This is a genomic window from Streptomyces sp. NPDC090499, from assembly GCF_044769305.1.
In the GTDB taxonomy this organism is placed as follows: domain Bacteria; phylum Actinomycetota; class Actinomycetes; order Streptomycetales; family Streptomycetaceae; genus Streptomyces.
On record NZ_JBIVXP010000001.1, the window covers coordinates 1 to 18,193 of the forward strand.

At 70.8% G+C, this 18,193-nt stretch carries 16 protein-coding genes and 3 pseudogenes; 8 read left to right on the top strand and 11 right to left on the bottom strand.

Annotated features, from left to right (window positions below):
* The 4 genes and pseudogenes from ACIQVL_RS00005 to ACIQVL_RS00020 all read right to left on the bottom strand — a co-directional run.
* The coding region (locus tag ACIQVL_RS00005) for a hypothetical protein (protein ID WP_403473845.1) at window positions 1-215 on the bottom strand (215 nt) is incomplete at its 3' end.
* Window positions 216-340: 125 nt separating this feature from the next.
* Window positions 341-697: pseudogene (locus ACIQVL_RS00010) on the bottom strand (DNA-3-methyladenine glycosylase); the annotation flags it as partial.
* Window positions 698-1,309: 612 nt separating this feature from the next.
* Entirely contained in the window at window positions 1,310-1,921 is a 612-nt protein-coding gene (locus ACIQVL_RS00015; protein WP_403435505.1) for a DNA-3-methyladenine glycosylase, read from the bottom strand.
* Window positions 1,922-1,944: 23 nt separating this feature from the next.
* Window positions 1,945-2,193, bottom strand: a pseudogene (locus tag ACIQVL_RS00020) (DNA-3-methyladenine glycosylase); the annotation flags it as partial.
* Between the two features lie 152 nt (window positions 2,194-2,345).
* On the opposite strand from ACIQVL_RS00020, the gene ACIQVL_RS00025 reads away from it, so the two are divergent.
* The 3 genes from ACIQVL_RS00025 (at window position 2,346) to ACIQVL_RS00035 (ending at window position 4,409) form a co-directional block, all read left to right on the top strand.
* A complete protein-coding gene (locus ACIQVL_RS00025; protein ID WP_403435476.1) occupies window positions 2,346-3,128 on the top strand; it encodes a sporulation protein in 783 nt (260 codons plus the stop codon).
* Window positions 3,129-3,193: 65 nt separating this feature from the next.
* Entirely contained in the window at window positions 3,194-3,733 is a 540-nt protein-coding gene (locus tag ACIQVL_RS00030) for a YbhB/YbcL family Raf kinase inhibitor-like protein (protein ID WP_403473846.1), read from the top strand.
* 166 nt (window positions 3,734-3,899) lie between these two features.
* Window positions 3,900-4,409, top strand: a complete 510-nt coding sequence (locus ACIQVL_RS00035; protein ID WP_362581043.1) for an HNH endonuclease — start codon at window positions 3,900-3,902, stop codon at window positions 4,407-4,409.
* 140 nt (window positions 4,410-4,549) lie between these two features.
* On the opposite strand, the gene ACIQVL_RS00040 is transcribed toward ACIQVL_RS00035, so the two are convergent.
* The 3 genes from ACIQVL_RS00040 to ACIQVL_RS00050 all read right to left on the bottom strand — a co-directional run bounded on the left by ACIQVL_RS00040 (window position 4,550) and on the right by ACIQVL_RS00050 (window position 6,921).
* Complete coding sequence (locus tag ACIQVL_RS00040; RefSeq protein WP_403383000.1) at window positions 4,550-5,494, bottom strand: SPFH domain-containing protein; 945 nt, start codon at window positions 5,492-5,494, stop codon at window positions 4,550-4,552.
* Between the two features lie 130 nt (window positions 5,495-5,624).
* Window positions 5,625-6,059: an NfeD family protein gene (locus ACIQVL_RS00045; protein ID WP_403435471.1), complete on the bottom strand. Its 435-nt coding sequence runs from the start codon at window positions 6,057-6,059 to the stop codon at window positions 5,625-5,627.
* Between the two features lie 70 nt (window positions 6,060-6,129).
* Window positions 6,130-6,921, bottom strand: a complete 792-nt coding sequence (locus ACIQVL_RS00050) for an ABC transporter ATP-binding protein (protein ID WP_403435469.1) — start codon at window positions 6,919-6,921, stop codon at window positions 6,130-6,132.
* 150 nt (window positions 6,922-7,071) lie between these two features.
* Between ACIQVL_RS00050 and ACIQVL_RS00055 the strand changes: the two genes are divergently transcribed.
* Entirely contained in the window at window positions 7,072-7,857 is a 786-nt protein-coding gene (locus ACIQVL_RS00055) for a hypothetical protein (protein WP_403473847.1), read from the top strand.
* A 168-nt stretch (window positions 7,858-8,025) separates the two neighbouring features.
* Here the strand turns inward: ACIQVL_RS00055 and ACIQVL_RS00060 are convergent, their stop codons facing one another.
* From ACIQVL_RS00060 to ACIQVL_RS00070, 3 genes are all read right to left on the bottom strand, one after another.
* Window positions 8,026-8,274: a chaplin gene (locus ACIQVL_RS00060; protein WP_403435465.1), complete on the bottom strand. Its 249-nt coding sequence runs from the start codon at window positions 8,272-8,274 to the stop codon at window positions 8,026-8,028.
* A gap of 171 nt (window positions 8,275-8,445) precedes the next feature.
* Window positions 8,446-9,087 (bottom strand): response regulator, encoded by a 642-nt coding sequence (locus tag ACIQVL_RS00065; RefSeq protein ID WP_403435463.1) that lies wholly within the window; start codon window positions 9,085-9,087, stop codon window positions 8,446-8,448.
* Window positions 9,080-10,225: a GAF domain-containing sensor histidine kinase gene (locus ACIQVL_RS00070; RefSeq protein ID WP_403435462.1), complete on the bottom strand. Its 1,146-nt coding sequence runs from the start codon at window positions 10,223-10,225 to the stop codon at window positions 9,080-9,082. The genes ACIQVL_RS00065 and ACIQVL_RS00070 overlap by 8 nt, the downstream gene beginning before the upstream one ends.
* Window positions 10,226-10,451: 226 nt before the next feature.
* Between ACIQVL_RS00070 and ACIQVL_RS00075 the strand changes: the two genes are divergently transcribed.
* From ACIQVL_RS00075 to ACIQVL_RS00085, 3 genes are all read left to right on the top strand, one after another.
* Window positions 10,452-11,147: an SDR family NAD(P)-dependent oxidoreductase gene (locus tag ACIQVL_RS00075; protein WP_403435460.1), complete on the top strand. Its 696-nt coding sequence runs from the start codon at window positions 10,452-10,454 to the stop codon at window positions 11,145-11,147.
* Complete coding sequence (locus ACIQVL_RS00080) at window positions 11,144-12,226, top strand: S-adenosylmethionine:tRNA ribosyltransferase-isomerase (RefSeq protein WP_403435457.1); 1,083 nt, start codon at window positions 11,144-11,146, stop codon at window positions 12,224-12,226. The genes ACIQVL_RS00075 and ACIQVL_RS00080 overlap by 4 nt, the downstream gene beginning before the upstream one ends.
* 296 nt (window positions 12,227-12,522) lie before the next feature.
* Window positions 12,523-13,335, top strand: coding sequence for a transglycosylase SLT domain-containing protein (locus ACIQVL_RS00085; protein WP_403435456.1), 813 nt, complete (start codon window positions 12,523-12,525; stop codon window positions 13,333-13,335).
* Between the two features lie 96 nt (window positions 13,336-13,431).
* On the opposite strand, the gene ACIQVL_RS00090 is transcribed toward ACIQVL_RS00085, so the two are convergent.
* Complete coding sequence (locus ACIQVL_RS00090) at window positions 13,432-15,966, bottom strand: FHA domain-containing protein (RefSeq protein WP_403474774.1); 2,535 nt, start codon at window positions 15,964-15,966, stop codon at window positions 13,432-13,434.
* Window positions 15,967-16,324: 358 nt separating this feature from the next.
* On the opposite strand from ACIQVL_RS00090, the pseudogene ACIQVL_RS00095 reads away from it, so the two are divergent.
* A pseudogene (locus ACIQVL_RS00095) lies at window positions 16,325-17,506 on the top strand (streptophobe family protein); the annotation flags it as partial.
* Between the last annotated feature and the right edge of the window lie 687 nt (window positions 17,507-18,193).

Sequence of the window (18,193 nt, forward strand, 5' to 3'; positions counted from 1 at the left end):
CGACCCGATTTCCTCGGCGCTTTCCAGGTTTCCGCTCTCGCGTTTCCCTTTCCGGCGTTTCCGACTCTATCAGATCCTTTCGGCGTCTGATTCCCGGTCAGCGGGATTGTCTTGCAGGCTTTCCGGCTTTCGCCCGTCGGCCTTTCGACATTCACTACGTTAGCCGATTCCCGCCGGGACTCATAATCGAGTTCCGTGGGCTCGAATTCGGACATGCGGGCACGCCGAAATCGACCCCGTCAGGGGAAGTCGTAGGTAGTGGGTGGCCACTTCCGGCTGCTGGCGATTGCCATACCCGGTTCAGCGGCTCGGGCCACATTACGCACCTTCCAGGGACGCGTCAACTTGAGCGGCGCCTCGGTACATGGGCCCGATAGGGGCTCACGGTGGAGTCGTCGGCGATCCAGTAGCGCCAGGGATGGATGTCGCCGTCGCCGCCCTCGCCGGCGACTCCGGTGCGCGGACCGTTGCGTACCTGGTCGGAGGGGGCGGGGGTGCCGGTCACTACCCGCAGCGGGGTCTCGCCGTCGGCCACCGCGTCCGTGCCGTCCGGGGCCCGGTCGACGCCCAGGGCGGTGGCCAGGCGGGCCGGCCCTTTGGCCAGTTCTCTGTCATATCGGGCCGAAAGTCGACGTTTGCGGGCGAGTTCGGCGCCCTCGACGATCTCGCCGGCCCGGAGCAAGGCCGAGCACTGCCGGATCACGTTCCGGAACCCCTGAGATCCGATCACGGAGAGCCGAGCCGGCTGTCGGCGCTCAGTGAGCACGGGCCCTGTCTGACGAGAGTCGGGGGGCCCTTCGTCATACCCGGCGAGGGAGTACCGAGCAACACAGACCAGAGGTGCGCTGGAGGGGACGCGCAGCGTGAGCGACACGCGCCCCTGTGCTGGCCCCTCTCGACTTTCCCCGTGGTCGGCAGGGGTCCGCATCGTTGCAGCCGCCAGACAGCTTTGTACGTCCTTGTACGACAACGGCCCCCGGTGTAGAGCCGAGGGCCTGTCTGAAACCTCGGCGAGGGCGTGCAGGGGCAGACTGTCGGGTGCGGTCATCGTGCTGATCTCCTTCGTGACTCGACATCTCGAAGATCAGCCGGTGGCCGTTCATCTATGCGGGCACCGTCCTGACGCCGAAGCAAACCCCCGGATCAGGTCGAACCCGTACACCACTTCCCTGGACGCAACCCGGCGCACGTCGTCCGTCACTCGACCGGCAAGGAACGCGCCACACGCCACGCTCGCGAGCGATCACTCGTCTTCTGGCCCAACTCCGCGCCGACTCACCGGCGAGCCGCGAGCATGGCGCACAGCGGCTCAGGCTCCGGCGGACGGCTTGGCTCTCGGGCTCAGTCGGTACGCCGAGACCGTTGGATCACCGGCGAGGTAGAAGCGGTGCTGCCAGTCGTGGGCCTTGCTCACGCCTACCCGAGGACCAACCCGGATGAGTGCGGCGGGTACTGGCTCACCCTCGGACAGCGCGACCGAGGCGCCTGTCAGTAGGTCTGTGCCGTTGTGCTCTGCCGTGATGCCGAGCGCTTGGCAGAAGTTCCCCGGACCCCGCGCGAGACGTGGACTCTCGACCTTGCCCCCTCGCCGCTCGCGGGCCAGGTCTTCCCCTTCGATGACCCTGCCTGCCCGGATGAGGACAGCTGTAGCGATGCCGTCTGCCCCGGTGACGATGTTGGCGCACCAGTGGAGTCCGTGAGACCGGTAGACGTACAGGTGTCCCGCAGGTCCGAACATGACGACGTTTCGGGGTGTCCTGCCTCGGTAGGCGTGGGAGGCAGGGTCGGCCGAACCGGAGTATGCCTCGGTCTCCGTGATGGTGATGCTCACGGTTCCCTCGGGGGTCTCGTGGGTGAGGACGGCACCGAGCAGCTTGGGGGCGACTTCCTCAGCAGGGTGAGCAAGGAAGGCAACATTCATGCTGACCGCCTTGACATGCCGTTGGTGAAGTAGACGTACACGTGTCCGGGCGGACCGAACATCACTTCGCTGCGGGGGGTGGGACCGCGGTAGGCGTGCGAGCCGGGGTCGTTCGGGCCGTCGTACGCCTCCACCTCTGTGAGGCGCACCGCGATCGGGCCGTCCGGGGTGGTGCGGACCAGGATGCGGCCGAGGAGGTCGGGGGCGACCTCCAGTACAGGGCGGTCGAAGAAGCTTCTGGGGAGTGGCGTACGGTCCGGGGGCGCGATCATGGCGTCCGAGCCTAGTCCAGACCGGGGACGCCAAGGGCTGGTCAAGGATTCGTCTGCTTGCCAGGGTGTGGGCCGGAACCGGTGGTGACCGGATCGCGTTTGTAGGGATCAAGGGTCCGTCCGTACGTAGTAGGTAGTAGTAGAGGAGAGTCATGGGGTTCAAGAAGCTGCTCGCGAGCCTGGGGGCCGGCGGGGCGTCCGTCGAGACGGTGCTCACCGAGGTGAACGTCGTACCGGGCGGTGTCGTCCAGGGCGAGGTGCGGATCCAGGGCGGCTCGGTGAACCAGGAGATCCAGGGACTGTCCGTGGGGCTCCAGGCACGGGTCGAGGTGGAGCGCGGCGACGAGGAGTACAAGCAGAACATCGACTTCGGCAAGACGCGGCTCGGCGGCGCCTTCGAGCTGCAGGCCGGGGCCGTGCACGCGGTGCCGTTCGGGCTGGAGATCCCGTGGGAGACGCCCGTCACGATGATCGACGGGCAGGCGCTGCGCGGGATGCACATCGGGGTGACCACCGAACTGGACATCGCGCGTGCCGTCGACTCCGGGGACCTGGACCCGATCAACGTGCATCCGCTGCCGGCGCAGAAGGCGATCCTGGACGCCTTCATCCAGCTGGGCTTCCGGTTCCGGAACGCGGACCTGGAGAAGGGACACATCCGGGGGACGCGGCAGACGCTGCCGTTCTACCAGGAGGTCGAGTTCCACCCGCCGTCCCAGTACCGGGGGCTGAACCAGGTCGAGCTGAGCTTCGTGGCGGACGCGCACGCCATGGACGTCATCCTCGAAATGGACAAGAAGCCGGGGCTGTTCAGCGAGGGCAGTGACACCTTCCGGTCGTTCCAGGTGGGTCTGCACGACTTCCACGGGACCGACTGGGCGGCTTATCTCAACCAGTGGCTGTCCGAGGTCGGCAGCAAGCGCAACTGGTTCTAGGCTCGGGGACTGCGGATTCCGTAACGGGTTCCGTAATCGATCAGTATCGATCAGGAGGTACCGAGGTGACCGAGCTCAAGCGGCGGCCTCTCCCCCATGACTTCCATCCGTCCGTCCCGTCGTTCACGGTGACGAGCGAGGACATCGAGGAAGGGGCGACGCTCAAGGACGCTCAGGTCTACGCCAAGGGCAACACCTCGCCGCAGCTGCGGTGGGAGGGCTTCCCGGCCGGGACCAAGAGCTTCGCCGTGACCTGCTACGACCCGGACGCCCCGACGGGCAGCGGGTTCTGGCACTGGGTCCTGTTCGACATCCCGGTCTCGGTGACCGAGCTGCCGGCGGGCGCGGGCAGCGGCAAGTTCGAAGGGCTGCCCGAGGGCGCGGTGCAGGTGCGCAACGACTACGGGTCGAAGGACTTCGGCGGTGCCGCGCCGCCGCCCGGGGACGGGTCGCACCGGTACGTGTTCACGGTGTACGCGGTGGACCAGGAGAAGCTCGGTCCGGACGCCGATGTGTCGCCTGCCGTCGTCGGGTTCAACCTGCGGTTCCACGCGATCGCGCGGGCGCAGCTCATCGGGGAGTACGAGAACCCCGAGCAGGGCTGACGCAGCGCGCGAAATCAGCTGAGCGTTCATTGAACGTTTGCCCGTCTCTGGTCATGGAAGTGATCAGGGGCGGGCAGTTTTTATTGCGTTGTCCATCTCGGCGCGCCCGTCCAGAGTTGATCCAAGCCCGCCGGGGGTGGGCAGGTGCACATGGGAGGTGGGCTGGATGCGTGACACGCTGGTGCTGAACGCGAGCTTCGAGCCGCTGTCTACGGTGACGTTGAACCGCGCCGTCGTTCTGGTGCTCCAGGACAAGGCCGTCGTCGAGCAGGCCCACCCCGAGCTGCGCATGCGCGGTGCCGAGGTGGACATACCTGCGCCCCGGGTCATACGGCTGTGCAGGTATGTGCGGGTGCCCTTTCGGAGACAGGCGCCGTGGTCGCGGCGGGGGGTGCTGGTCAGGGACCGGCACCGGTGCGCGTACTGCGGGAAGCGGGCGACGACCGTGGACCATGTGGTGCCGCGGGCGCAGGGTGGTCAGGACTCGTGGCTGAACACGGTGGCCTCGTGTGCGGAGGACAATCACCGTAAGGCGGACCGGACGCCGGAGCAGGCGGAGATGCCGTTGCTTCGGAAGCCGTTCGAGCCTTCGCCGCAGGATGCGATGCTGTTGGCCATGGGGGCCGAGGATCTGGCGGCGTTGCCTGAGTGGCTGGCGGGGGATGTGGCCGCCTAGGAGAGTGCCTGGTCTCGGTCGTTCGGCGACTGCGACTGTGTTGTGGCTGATCGCGCCCACGCGGCGGAGCCGCATATCAAATACAGCCCCGCGCCCCCCAAAAAAAGGTGGGCGCGGGGAACGTTTGGTTTGTGGCGCCGTTAGTCGATGTTGGGCTTCTCGCGGCGTTCCTGGGAGGGGACGTTGCCGCCGCCGTTGGAACCGCCGCCCAGGGAACCGAAGTTGCCCATCGCGCCGGAGAGGCCCTTGAGGGCGTCGCCGATTTCGCTGGGGACGATCCAGAGCTTGTTGGCGTCGCCCTCGGCGATCTTCGGGAGCATCTGGAGGTACTGGTAGGAGAGGAGCTTCTGGTCCGGGTCGCCGGCGTGGATGGCCTCGAAGACCGTGCGGACCGCCTGGGCCTCGCCCTCGGCGCGCAGGGCAGCCGCCTTGGCCTCGCCCTCGGCGCGCAGGATCTGGGACTGCTTCTCGCCCTCGGCGGTGAGGATCGCCGCCTGGCGGGTGCCTTCCGCGGTGAGGATCGCGGCGCGCTTGTCACGGTCGGCGCGCATCTGCTTCTCCATCGAGTCCTGGATGGAGGTCGGCGGCTCGATCGCCTTGAGTTCGACGCGGTTGACGCGGATGCCCCACTTGCCGGTGGCCTCGTCGAGGACGCCGCGCAGGGCCGCGTTGATCTCCTCGCGGGAGGTCAGGGTGCGCTCCAGGTCCATGCCGCCGATGATGTTGCGGAGCGTGGTGACCGTGAGCTGCTCGATGGCCTGGATGTAGCTGGCGACCTCGTAGGTGGCCGCGCGGGCGTCCGTGACCTGGTAGTAGATGACGGTGTCGATGTTCACGACCAGGTTGTCCTGGGTGATCACCGGCTGCGGCGGGAACGGGACGACCTGTTCACGCAGGTCGATGCGGTTGCGGATGGTGTCGATGAACGGGACCACGATGTTGAGGCCCGCGTTCAGGGTCCGCGTGTAACGGCCGAAGCGCTCGACGATGGCGGCGCTCGCCTGCGGGATGACTTGGATCGTCTTGATCAGGGCGATGAAGACCAACACCACCAGAATGACCAGGACGATGATGACCGGTTCCATCGTCGCTCCCCGTACCCTTCTCCGCCTCGGCGCTTCGGCAGATCTTATGGTTGTTGAAGATCTTGCTGGATGAGTCTGACAGACGCACGCGCAACTCGGGGACTCTTCTGTTCAGTTGAGTCTTACGAGGTCAGATGACGATCGCGGTGGCCCCCTCGATCTCCACGACGTCGACTTCCTGACCCACTTCGTAGGCACGGTCCGGGTCGAGGGCGCGTGCCGACCAGATCTCGCCGGCGAGCTTGATCCGGCCGTCCGCGCCGCCGTCGACGCGTTCGAGTACGACGGCCTGTCTGCCCCTCAACGCGTCGACGCCGGTGGCGAGTTGCGGGCGCTGGGCGGCGTGCCGGTTCGCGATGGGCCGGACGACGGCGATCAGTGCGACCGAGACGACGACGAAGACGAGCACCTGGATGACGGTGCCCGCGCCCAGTCCGGCGGTACCGGCGGCGGCCACGGCGCCGACCGCGAACATGCCGAACTCCGGCATCGCGGTCACCACGAGCGGAATTCCGAGCGCCGCCGCGACGACGAGCCACCACACCCATGCGTCGATGCTGTTCACACAGTCATGGTAGGGCCGGGGTGCCGACCACGACAGTGCGCTCTGCCGGGTCAGGGCCCGTCAGATCCGGTCAGGACAGGGGCAGTCCGTGGGCGGTCCAGCGGTCGCCGAGCTGCTCGACGACGAGCGGGAGGCCGAAGCAGAGGGAGAGGTTGCGGGAGGAGAGTTCGAGTTCCAGCGGGCCGGCGGTGAGGACCTTGCCCTGGCGGATCATCAGGACGTGGGTGAAGCCGGGGGCGATCTCCTCGACATGGTGGGTGACCATGATCATGGAGGGGGCGATCGGGTCGCGGGCGAGCCGGCCGAGGCGGCGGACCAGGTCCTCGCGGCCGCCGAGGTCGAGTCCTGCGGCGGGTTCGTCGAGGAGGAGCAGTTCGGGGTCGGTCATCAGGGCGCGGCAGATCAGGGTGCGCTTGCGCTCGCCCTCGGAGAGGGTGCCGAACTTCCGGTCCACGTAGTCGGTCATGCCGAGGCGGTCCAGGAAGGCGCGGGCGCGCTGCTCGTCGACCTCGTCGTACTCCTCCTGCCAGTGGGCGGTCATGCCGTAGGCGGCGGTGAGCACGGTCTCCAGGACGGTCTGACGCTTGGGGAGCTTCTCGGCCATGGCGACGCCGGCCATGCCGATGCGCGGGCGCAGGTCGAAGACGTCGACCTTGCCGAGGGTGTCGCCGAGGATGGTGGCGGTGCCCTTGCTGGGGAAGAGGTAGCTGGAGGCGACGTTGAGGAGGGTGGTCTTGCCGGCGCCGTTGGGGCCGAGGATGACCCAGCGCTCGCCCTCCTTCACCGACCAGGAGACCTGGTCCACCAGAGCCCGGCCCTCCCGGACCACGGATACGTCCTGAAGCTCCAGAACATCGCTCATGAGCGCGTTGTCTCCCCTTGCAGTGTCGCCGTTCTCGGCTGTCGCGTACGCCTGTGGCCCGGGTGGCGGCGCCGGTGGGCGCAGCCCTTATGAAATCTACGCCACGAGTGCGCCGCTCCATTCCATCGGTCCTGTCCTTAGGGTGGGGGCATGCTCTCGGAACCGCGTTCAGGACGCCTCGCCGCTTGGGGAAACGCCCTTTTGGCCGGACTTGTCTCTCCGGATGACGCCGTGCTCGCCATCGTCGGCGAGGACGCGGTGCACCGGGTGGAGGGGCTGCCCGGTGAGTCCGCTCCGGTCGGGCTCACGCTGGCGCTGGGGCGGCTGCGGACGCTTGGGGCGACCGGGCTGCGGGTCGCGCTGCCGGCGTCGGGGCATCCGCTGGGGCTGAGCGGGCCGCCGGAGTTCAACGCGCGGGCGCTGGACGCGGAGGAGGCGGTGATCTGCCACGGCGCGGCCCTCGGGCTGGTGCCGGAGGTGTACGAGGCCGGGCCGGCCGGTGATGTGCATGTCGAGGTGGTCTGGCACGTGCTGCCGGTGCGGGAGGCCCCGCCGGCCGACGTGCCCTCGCTCGGTGAGGCGGAGCGCGAGCTGGCGGAGGCGCTGCGGGACGCGACCGACGTGCTGTCGAAGCTGGACGTCGCGGGGTCGGGGCCGGTGGCGGAGGCGGCGATCGACGCGTACCGGGCGCGCGCGGAGCGGGGCCGGGAGGTGCTGGCCCCCGGGTATCCGCCGCGGGCGGTGCGGGTGCTGGAGCTGGCGCAGCGGGTGGGGCTGCTGGTATCGCTGGCCTACGACCACGGGCACGGCGGGGCGGTGAGCGCGTCGGAGATGGCGGCGCGGTCGCTGGCGCTGCGGCCGGTGGAGCGGACGGCTCGGCGGGCGCAGGTCGCGGCGTACAACTCGGTTGTGGAGGAGCGTGAGCGGGGGCGCTGAGCGCCTGACGCTCCGCTGGAAGTGCCGTGAGATGTCGTCGGTCCTCTGCGGCGCCGTCGTGGCTGGTCGCGCAGTTCCCGCGCCCCTTACGCGGCACTGGGCGGACAAGCCGACCGGCCTTCCGGGGTGTCCGGAAGGCCGGAGGTCGTGCCGCTGGGCGGCGTGGTCTCAGTGGTTGAGGCCGAGGTTGCCGAAGGCGGGGTTCAGCACGCCGATGACGTTGATGCTGTTGCCGACGACGTTGACCGGAATGTCCACCGGGGCCTGGATGACGTTGCCCGAGACGACGCCCGGAGAACCGTGGGCGGCGCCGGTCGCGGTGGCACCGCCGGTGTGGGCGGAGGCCAGTCCCGCACCGGCGGCCACGATCCCGCCGGCCACCATCGTCACGGCCGCTGCCTTCTTCAGGTTCTTCACTTCTTGAGTCCTCCTTGGCGATCGCCGCGGCGGTCGCCGCAGCACGCACTGGAGAACGGCGGCGGCCGGGCGGAGGATGCGCCGTCCGGGTGACATTCCCACGACGGTATGAATCTCAGCCCGGAAGGCGACCCTCCGGGTTGCCGTCGGTGAAGCGTTGCGGAGGGCGTTTCAGCCGGTCACGCCATGGCGAACGGCCCACAGGGCGGCCTGGGTGCGGTCGGCGAGGTCGAGCTTCATCAGGATGTTCGAGACGTGTGTCTTGACGGTCTTCTCGGACAGCACCAGCGCACGCGCTATCTCCCGGTTGGAGCGGCCGTCGGCGATCAGCCCCAGGACCTCGCGCTCCCGTTCGGTGAGCGAGCCGCCCCTGCCCTGGCCGGAGTTGGCCTCCTCCTGGGTGAGCAGGGCGCCGGCCACCTCGGGCTGGAGCAGGACGTGCCCGGCGTGCACGGAGCGGATGGCGGCGGCGAGCGCGTCCGGATCGACGTCCTTGTAGACGTATCCGGCGGCGCCCGCGCGCAGGGCCGGGACCACCGTGCGCTGTTCGGTGAAGCTGGTGACGATCAGCACGCGCGCGGGGTTGTCGAGTTCGCGGAGCCTGCGCAGGGCCGCGACACCGTCCAGGCCGGGCATCTTGACGTCCATGAGGACGACGTCGGGGGTCAGCTCCTGGGCGCGCTCGACGCCTTCCGCGCCGTCGGCGGCCTCGCCGACGACCTCGATGTCGTCCTGGACCTCCAGAAAGGTGCGCAGGCCCCGGCGGACGACCTGGTGGTCGTCGACCAGCAGCACCCGGATCGCGTCAGCCACCGGGGACCTCCATCTCGATCGTGGTGCCCTTGCCGGGCGCCGATTCCACGGTCAGCGTGCCGCCGACGCCGCTCGCCCGGTCCCGCATGGAGACCAGGCCGAGGTGGCGTCCGGCGCGCCGGGTGAGGTGCGGGTCGAAGCCGCTGCCGTCGTCGGTGACCCGCAGGACGGCGCCGCCGCCGCGCCGGTCGACCGTCACGTCGACGTGGCCCGCCCCGGAGTGTCTGAGCGCGTTGTGCAGGGCCTCCTGGGCCACCCGGAGCAGGGCCTCCTCCTGGGCGGCGGGCAGGGCGCGGAAGCCGGCGGCGGCGAAGGTCACGCGCGCGGTGTGGGCGCGGTCGAGGACCTGGACCTGGGTGCGCAGGGTGGCGAGCAGGCCGTCCTCGTCGAGGGCGGCCGGGCGCAGCTCGACGACGGCCGCGCGCAGTTCGTCGATGGCCTCGGCGGCGAGCACGGCGACCTGCTGCAGCTCGCCCTTGGCGCGGGAGGGGTCGCGGTCGACCAGGGCGGCGGCGGCCTGGGCGGTCAGGCGCAGCGAGAAGAGCTTCTGGCTCACCGCGTCGTGCAGCTCGTGGGCGAGCCGGGAGCGTTCCTCGGCGATGGTCAGCTCGCGGCTGCGCTCGTAGAGGCGGGCGTTGGTGAGGGCGATGGCCGCGTGCTGGGCGAGGGTGGAGAGGAGTTCCTCGTCCTCGGCGGTGAAGCCGCAGCCGCCCTGGGGCTTCGCGCAGTTCTTGTTGGCGAGGAACAGCGCGCCGATGACCTCGTCGCCGTCCCGGATCGGCAGGCCCAGGAAGTCGGACATGTCGGGGTGGGCGGAGGGCCAGCCCTCGAAGCGGGGGTCCGTGCGGACGTCGGCCAGCCGCTCGACCTTCGCCTCGCGCAGCATCGCCGCGAGGATGCCGTGCTGGCGCGGGAGCGGACCGATGGCCTTCCACTGGGCGTCGGTGACGCCGTCGACGACGAACTGGGCGAAGCCGCCGTGGTCGTCGGGCACCCCCAGCGCGGCGTACTGGGCGTCGAGCAGCTCACGGGCGGAGGCGACGATCGTCTTGAGGACGTCGCGCACCTCCAGATGCCTGCTCATGGCCAGCAGCGCGGAGCTCACCGCCGCCAGACCGGACCGGGGACCTTGACTCATGTCCTCACGGTACCGGCGGGGTCCGACAGCACGGATCAGGCCGGGGGCGGCAGGGCCTGGGCCGGTGGCCGTAGATCCGGGGACCTAGGGCCCGGGTCCCGGACCGGCGGCTTAGTCCGAAGGGCCCCGCCCGGTTGCGCCCCGCGCCCGAGGCGGCCGGGGCGGTCCGGTTCCTACGTTGGGATCACCGCCGACGCGGGCGGACGGAGCCGAGGGGACGGTTGTCATGCCGGTAGCGATCATCACGGGGGCCTCCAGGGGGCTGGGGCGGGCGCTGGCCGAGGCGCTGGCCGCGCGCGGCTGGGATCTGGTGCTGGACGCCAGGGGGGCCGGGGCGCTGAAGGAGACGGTGGCGGCCGTCACGGGGCACGGGGTGCGGGTCACGGCGCTGCCCGGCGATGTGACGGACGCCGGGCACCGGGCCGGTCTGGTGGCCGCCGCGCGGGAGCTGGGCGGGGTGGACCTGCTGGTGAGCAACGCCAGCGCGCTGGGCGCCGAGCCGCTGGTGCGCCTGGGCGAGCTGCCCCTGGCCGGGCTGCGGCGAGCCCTGGAGGTGAACGTGGTGGCCGCGCTGGGCCTGGTCCAGGAGGCGCTGCCGCTGCTGCACGGGTCGGCGGCGGGCGCCGTGGTCACGGTCAGCTCGGATGCCGGCGCCGAGGCGTACGAGACCTGGGGCGGCTACGGCGCCTCGAAGGCGGCGCTGGACCAGCTGGCGGCCGTGCTCGGCGTGGAGGAACCGGGGCTGCGGGTGTGGGCGGTGGATCCCGGGGACATGGCGACCGAGCTGTATGCGGCGGCCGTACCGGACGACGACGATCCGCGGCCGGCGCCGGAGTCGGTCGTACCGGCCTTCCTGCGGCTCCTGGACGAGCGGCCGGCGAGCGGGCGGTACGGGGCACCGGCCCTGGTGGAGGGGCGATGACGACGGTGGTGCGGGTGCCCGAGGAGCTGTCCGCGCGGGTGCCGGCCGAGCAGCGCGGGCCGGGCCTCGAGCGGGACGCCGTACGGCTGCTGGTGTCGCGCGGGACGGTGGTGTCGCATCACGTCTTCGCGGAGCTGCCGTGCCTGCTGCGGGCCGGGGACCTGCTGGTGGTGAACACCTCGCCGACGCTGGCGGCGGCGGTGGACGGGCGGGCGGGGCACGCGCGCGTGGTGGTGCACTTCTCCACGCGCGGGGACGACGGGCGGTGGGCGGTCGAGCTGCGGGAGCCGGACGGGAAGGGGACCACACGCGCGCGTGCGGGTACACGCGCGGGAAGTGAGGTGCGGCTGCCCGGAGGCGGACGGCTGTTCCTGGAGGAGCCGCTGAGCGCGCGGGGCGAGCGGCTGTGGTGGGCGCGGGCCGCCGCGGACGTGCGCGGGGTGCTGCGGGAGCACGGGCGGCCCATCCGTTACTCCTATACGGAGCGGGACCAGCCGTTGTCCGTCTACCAGACGGTGTTCGCCCTGCCGTCGGCGGACGGGGCGGGGAGTGCGGAGATGCCGAGTGCGGCCCGGCCCTTCACCGCACGGCTGGTGGCGGAGCTGGTGAGCCGTGGGGTGCAGTTCGCGCCGATCACGCTGCACACCGGGGTGTCGTCGGGGGAGGCGCACGAACCGCCGTACGCGGAACGTTTCGCCGTGCCGGAGGCGTCGGCGCGGCTGATCAACAACGTGAAGGCCGGGGGCGGCAGGGTGATCGCGGTGGGGACGACCGCCGTGCGGGCCGTGGAGTCGGCCGCCGGGGGCGACGGGGCGGTGCGGGCGGCCGAGGGGTGGACGGAGCTCGTGGTGACGCCGGAGCGCGGGGTGCGGGTGGTGGACGGGCTGCTGACCGGGCTGCACGAGCCGGAGGCCTCGCATCTGCTGATGCTGGAGGCGGTCGCCGGGCGGCCCGCGGTCGACCGCAGCTACGAGGAGGCGCTGCGCGGTCTCTACCTGTGGCACGAGTTCGGCGACGTGCACCTCATCCTCCCGGAGGAGGGCCCTCACACAGAGGATTGCGCCAGCAACTCCCGGTGAGATTGATGTACGAACGATGTGAGGCCGCACATAGGGCGCACATCACGTACGAACGGACATAGGAGATAAAGAGTCACGGCGTGAACGGGGCAGACGTTCTAGTCTGTCCCGATTTGCCCATCCGGGCTCCACTACCGCGGTTCGTACGTCACACCTTTGCCACGGCATTTTGCGGCCGCTAAGAATGGCTGCCGTCGCTCAGCACCACGGGTTCCCCCGGCGGTGTTCGTGCAGGAGGAGCCGGTCTCCTCCGCGGACAACGAGCGACTCCGCGCTATTCGAAGAGGTCCACTGCCATGCCCAAGCACGCCCACAGTCCCACGCTGACCAAGCACCACAAGATCGCGCTCGCCGGTGTCGCCACGCTCGGCGCCGCCGCCCTCGCCTTCTCGGCCGTGCCCAGCAGCGCCGAGACGATCGCGTCCGGTACCCCCCGTGCCGCCGCCCAGGCGGTCGCCGGCACCACGCAGGTCAAGGACGTCACGGGCAAGGTCACCGACCAGCTGGCCCTGCAGAACGTCAAGGTCGAGGCCATCGCCGCCAAGAAGAAGGCCTCCGCCCACCAGCTGCACGTGGCTCACGCGAAGAAGGTCCACGCGGCCCACGTCGCCCACGTGAAGCAGGCCCACGCGAAGAAGCTGCACGCGGCCCACGCCAAGCACGCCCACGCGGTCCACGTGAAGCACGTCGCCGCCGTCAAGCAGGCCGCCGCCAAGCGCGCCGCCCAGCAGGCCGCCAGCCGGTCCGCCGCGCGCCCGCAGCTCCAGCAGGCCGCCGCGAAGACCTACGCCAACAACCTCGACGGCTGGATCCGCCAGTCCCTCGACATCATGAACGCCAAGGGCATCCCGGGCTCCTACAACGGCCTGTACCGCAACATCATGCGGGAGTCCTCCGGCAACCCCAACGCCATCAACAACTGGGACATCAACGCCATCAACGGCATCCCCTCCAAGGGTCTGCTCCAGGTCATCCCGCCGACCTTCGCCACCTACCACGTGGCCGGCACCTCGTGGAACATCTACGACCCGGTCGCCAACATCACGGCCGCCTGCAACTACGCCGCCCACCGGTACGGCTCGATGGACAACGTCAACAGCGCGTACTGAGGCCGCGCGGACCTCTGCACGCACACGTCGAAGGGCGGCACCCCGTTGCGGGTGCCGCCCTTCGGCGTCGTACGACGTCACGAGGAGCGCCGCGTGCTACTTCCGCATGACCTCGGGCTCGTGGCGGCGCAGGAAGCGGGCCACGAGGAAGGCACAGACCACACCGAGGGCCATCAGGGCGATCATGTCCAGGGTCCAGGCGCCGGCGGTGTGCGCCCACAGCGGGTCGTCGGGCTTGCCCTTGCCGGGCGGGGCGATCCCGTTGAAGTCCAGGGTGGCGCCCGCGGCGGCGACGGCCCAGCGCGACGGCATCAGGTACGAGAACTGGTTGACGCCGACCGTGCCGTTCAGGGCGAACAGGCAGCCGGTGAAGACGACCTGGATGATCGCGAACATCACCAGCAGCGGCATGGTCTTCTCGGAGGTCTTCACCAGGGCGGACATGACCAGGCCGAACATCATCGACGTGAAACCCAGCGCCATCACCGGCAGGCAGAGCTCCAGCAGCGTGAGGTGGCCGAAGACCACGCCCTCCGCCGGGATCTTCCGGCTGGCGAAGCCGATGACGCCGACCAGCAGCCCCTGCAGGACCGTGACGATACCGAGCACGAAGACCTTGGACATCAGGTACGCGGAGCGGGACAGGCCGGTCGCGCGCTCGCGCTCGTAGATGACCCGTTCCTTGATCAGCTCACGGACGGAGTTCGCGGCACCGGCGAAGCAGGCACCCACCGCCAGGATCAGCAGGACCGTGGTGGCCGTGCCGTTGGGGACGGGCTGCTTCGTCGCCGGATTGATCTCGGTGTTGACCAGCAGGTCCTTGCCGGAGTCGATCAACAGGCTCACCGAGCCGAGGACGAGCGGCAGAACCACCGTCAGGATCAGGAAGCCCTTGTCGGAGGCGATCACGGACACGTACCGGCGCACGAGCGTGGCGAACTGCGACAGCCAGCCCTGTGGCTTCGGCGGCTTCATCACCTGCATCGGCGGCATCTGCACCGACTGCGGCGCGATCGCGTCGATGTCCGCGGCGTACATCTGGTAGTGCTGCGAGCCCTTCCAGCGGCCCGCCCAGTCGTAGTCGCGGTAGTTCTCGAAGGCGGAGAAGACGTCGGCCCAGGTGTCGTAGCCGAAGAAGTTCAGCGCCTCCTCCGGCGGGCCGAAGTAGGCGACCGAGCCGCCCGGCGCCATCACCAGGAGCTTGTCGCACAGCGCCAGCTCGGCCACCGAGTGGGTGACGACGAGGACCGTGCGGCCGTCGTCGGCGAGGCCGCGCAGCAGCTGCATGACATCGCGGTCCATGCCCGGGTCGAGGCCCGAGGTGGGCTCGTCGAGGAAGATCAGCGACGGCTTGGTGAGCAGCTCCAGGGCCACCGACACGCGCTTGCGCTGGCCGCCGGAGAGCGAGGTGACCTTCTTCTCCTTGTGGACGTCGAGCTTCAGCTCGCGCAGCACCTCGTCGATCCGGGCCTCGCGCTCCTCGCCCGTGGTGTCGGCGGGGAAACGGAGCTTGGCCGCGTACTTGAGGGCCTTCTTGACGGTCAGTTCCTTGTGCAGGATGTCGTCCTGCGGGACCAGACCGATGCGCTGGCGCAGCTCGGCGAACTGCTTGTACAGGTTGCGGTTGTCGTACAGGACCTCGCCCTCGTTGGCGGGGCGGTAGCCGGTGAGCGCCTTGAGCAGGGTCGACTTGCCGGATCCGGACGGGCCGATGACCGCGATCACGGACTTCTCCGGGACGCCGAAGGAGACGTCCTTGAGGATCTGCTTGCCGCCGTCGACCGTGACGGTCAGGTGGCGTGCGGAGAAGGAGACCTCACCGGTGTCGACGAACTCCTCGAGCCGGTCGCCGACGATCCGGAAGGTGGAGTGGCCGACGCCCACGATGTCGTCCGCGTCGAGCAGCGCGCTGCCGCCCTTGGCGATCGGCATGCCGTTGACGTACGTGCCGTTGTGCGAGCCGAGGTCGCGGATCTCCATGCGGCCGTCGGGCATGGAGTGGAACTCGGCGTGGTGGCGCGAGACCTGCAGGTCGGAGACGACCAGTTCGTTGTCCAGGGCACGGCCGATGCGCATCACGCGGCCGATGGAGAACTGGTGGAACGTGGTCGGGCTGCGGTCGCCGTAGACCGGCGGCGCCCCCGCGCCACCACCGGAGGCCATGGCCGGAGCACCCTGCTGCTGCGGGATCGCCGACGGGGCCTGCTGCCAGCCCTGTTGCGGAGCCGGCTGCTGCACGGCCGAAGGCTGCGGAGCCGGCGGCTGGGACCAGCCCGCGCCGCCCGCGCCCTGCGCCGCGAACGGCTGCTGCCGGGGCTGCGGTTGGGCGACGGCGGCCGCGGCGCCGGACAGGCCCAGGCGCGGTCCGTCGTTCGCGTTGCCGAGATGGACGGCCGACCCCGGGCCGATCTCCGAGCGCTGGACCCGGCTGCTCTGCACGAAGGTGCCGTTGGTGCTGCCGTGGTCCTCGATGACCCAACTGCGGCCGTCGAAGCTGATCGTGGCGTGCCGCCAGGAGACCCTGGCGTCGTCGAACACGATGTCCCCCTGCGGATCCCGTCCGAGGGTGTATGACCTGGACGGATCGAGCGTCCAGGTGCGTCCGTTTGATTCCAGTACGAGTTCCGGCACTCCAAGCCCCATGAGTAGTCCCCCGAGTTACCCCCATCACAGGGAGTCTAGGGATGTCGAACATCGTCGGGAACTATTTCAGGCTCGGCCCTCTGACCGAAAGCCGGGCCTTGTGCGGGCCTCGTACGAGCGCTTCAACTCTTTCCGTTGACGGGGTTGAAACCGGGCCGGAGAGTGGTAATCCACGCGAGGGGGACAAGCGCGGCGGAGTGGTCCGGCGCGGCTGCGGATCGGGGGGCCTGCCATGAGTACTGGTGCGTCCGGTACGGGAATCGAGCACGGAAGGCACGGCGGGCGGCTGCCGTGGGCCGACATCCTGCTGTCCTCGACAGCCGCGGTGAGCTGGGCGTTGATCGGTATGGCGGGCACGGCCGCACTGGGCCTGCACCTGCTGCGGGCCGACGCGGCGGGCTCACTGGGCCCGATGACCGCGGCAGTTGTGGCGCTCGGGGCGGGTGGTTCGGTCACCCCGGACGGCGATCTGTCCGCTTTCGGCCTGACCGGGGCGGAGGCCACCACGGCCATCGAGATCACGCCACTTGGGGTGAGCCTGGTCGGTGCGCTCCTTTTGTCATGGTTCTTCTTACGGTCCCTGCGCACGGCCGGAGTTGTGATCTCCCCGGCCGAACTGCTGGCCCGCGCGGGCTCGGTGGTGGTGCTGTTCGTGGCGGTCCTGGGCGGACTGGCCTGGGCCGGGCACTCCGTCGTGACGATCGACGGCGGTGCCCTCGGCCTGGACAGGCTGACCGGCGGCGGGAGCGGGGGCGGAAGCGGCGGCGGGCTGAAGATCCCCGGCATCGGTGACGTCGGCGGGCTGCTGCCGGACCGCCTGGGCGACCTCGTGCACGCGAACGCGGCGGTCGGCTTCAGCGTGGACACGACGGCGACCCTGCTCGGCGGACTCGGCTGGTCGGTGGGCGTCCTGCTGATCGCCCTGCTGGCCTCGCGCCGGACTCCGCTGCCACCCGGCTGGGCGGCGGTGCACCGGACGGTACGGCCGGCGGCCTCGGCGCTGGTGACGGTGCTGCTGGTGGCCGTGGCGGCCGGCTGGGCGGCGGCGGCCTTCGCGGCGATCGGCGACCCGCATCCGGCGCGGATCATGGGCGCGGCCCTGCTCGGTGCCCCGAACGGCGTCTGGCTCGGCATCCCGATCGGGCTCTTCGTCCCCTTCGACGGCAGGGCCACGGGTGTCCTGACCATGTTCCTGCCGCACCCCCTGGACGAGCTCCTGAACTCCGGGTCCGACCAGTCGGTGACGCTGGGCCACCTGGCCGGCCTGGACGGGCGGGTGTGGCTGCTGGGGGTAGCGGCGGCCCTGCTCATGCTGCTGGCCGGGGTGTTCACGGCGGTCCGGACGCCGGTGCGGCGCACTGCGCTCGGCTTCGCCGGGCGGTGTGCCGTGCCGCTGGGTATCGCCACCGCTGTCACGCTGCCGCTGCTGGCCTGGCTGGCGGACGTGTCGGTGGACGCCTCGCTGTCGGTGCTGGGCTTCGACGCGTTCGGGGCGGGGATCCAGCTGCACGGTGAGCTGGGCATGGCGTTGCTGCTCGGCGCGGTCTGGGGTGCGGCGGCGGGGGCCGTGGGGGCGCTGCTGGCGTGGGTGACCGGAGCGGCGGGGTCGCGGACGGCTCCGCTGGCACTGGGTGACGGCACGGCGGGCGGCGGGCCTGCCCGCCAGGGGGCCGGCCGGGCGCCGGAGCCGGTCGGGAGCGGGACGGCGGGGCCGTACGTGCCGGGCACGCCGTACCGGCCGCCGAATCCGAACACGAACCCCTATCTCCGGGTGCCGCAGGAACTGCGGGAGCCCGGGGGCGGCCGAGAGGCCCGGCCCGGTGGAGTGCCAGGGGCGGGGACGGCACCGCCGGGCGGTTCCGCGGCCCCGGGCCGTGGGGCCCCCGGGGCCCCCCCCCCCCCCGCCGCCGCCCCCCCCCCCCCCGCGGCCCCCCCGGCCCCCCCCGGGCCCCCCCCCCGCGGGCCCCCCCCCCCGGGGGCCCCCCCGGCCGCCGGGCCCCGGAGCAGAGCCGGGCCGGCGGCGGCCCCTCCGACGTACCGCCGCCCGGCTCGGGCGATGTGTACGGCGCTCCCACCATGGCGCGCCCCCTCGATCCGCCGCCCCGCTCCGCGCGGCCCCGGCCGGGAACGCGGCGGCCCGGCGGGCCCCAGAGCGGTCCGGACGCCGGGCCTCCTCCGCCGCCTCCCCCGCCACCGCCACCGCCACCGCCACCGC

What these genes read in the sequence shown, in the direction of transcription:
- ACIQVL_RS00070 (WP_403435462.1), bottom strand. Translation starts at nt 10,225, where the DNA reads ATGAGTCAAGGTCCCCGGTCCGGTCTGGCGGCGGTGAGCTCCGCGCTG.
- ACIQVL_RS00025 (WP_403435476.1), top strand. Translation starts at nt 2,346, where the DNA reads ATGGGGTTCAAGAAGCTGCTCGCGAGCCTGGGGGCCGGCGGGGCGTCC.
- ACIQVL_RS00055 (WP_403473847.1), top strand. Translation starts at nt 7,072, where the DNA reads ATGCTCTCGGAACCGCGTTCAGGACGCCTCGCCGCTTGGGGAAACGCC.
- ACIQVL_RS00080 (WP_403435457.1), top strand. Translation starts at nt 11,144, where the DNA reads ATGACGACGGTGGTGCGGGTGCCCGAGGAGCTGTCCGCGCGGGTGCCG.
- ACIQVL_RS00075 (WP_403435460.1), top strand. Translation starts at nt 10,452, where the DNA reads ATGCCGGTAGCGATCATCACGGGGGCCTCCAGGGGGCTGGGGCGGGCG.
- ACIQVL_RS00040 (WP_403383000.1), bottom strand. Translation starts at nt 5,494, where the DNA reads ATGGAACCGGTCATCATCGTCCTGGTCATTCTGGTGGTGTTGGTCTTC.
- ACIQVL_RS00015 (WP_403435505.1), bottom strand. Translation starts at nt 1,921, where the DNA reads ATGAATGTTGCCTTCCTTGCTCACCCTGCTGAGGAAGTCGCCCCCAAG.
- ACIQVL_RS00035 (WP_362581043.1), top strand. Translation starts at nt 3,900, where the DNA reads ATGCGTGACACGCTGGTGCTGAACGCGAGCTTCGAGCCGCTGTCTACG.
- ACIQVL_RS00085 (WP_403435456.1), top strand. Translation starts at nt 12,523, where the DNA reads ATGCCCAAGCACGCCCACAGTCCCACGCTGACCAAGCACCACAAGATC.
- ACIQVL_RS00050 (WP_403435469.1), bottom strand. Translation starts at nt 6,921, where the DNA reads ATGAGCGATGTTCTGGAGCTTCAGGACGTATCCGTGGTCCGGGAGGGC.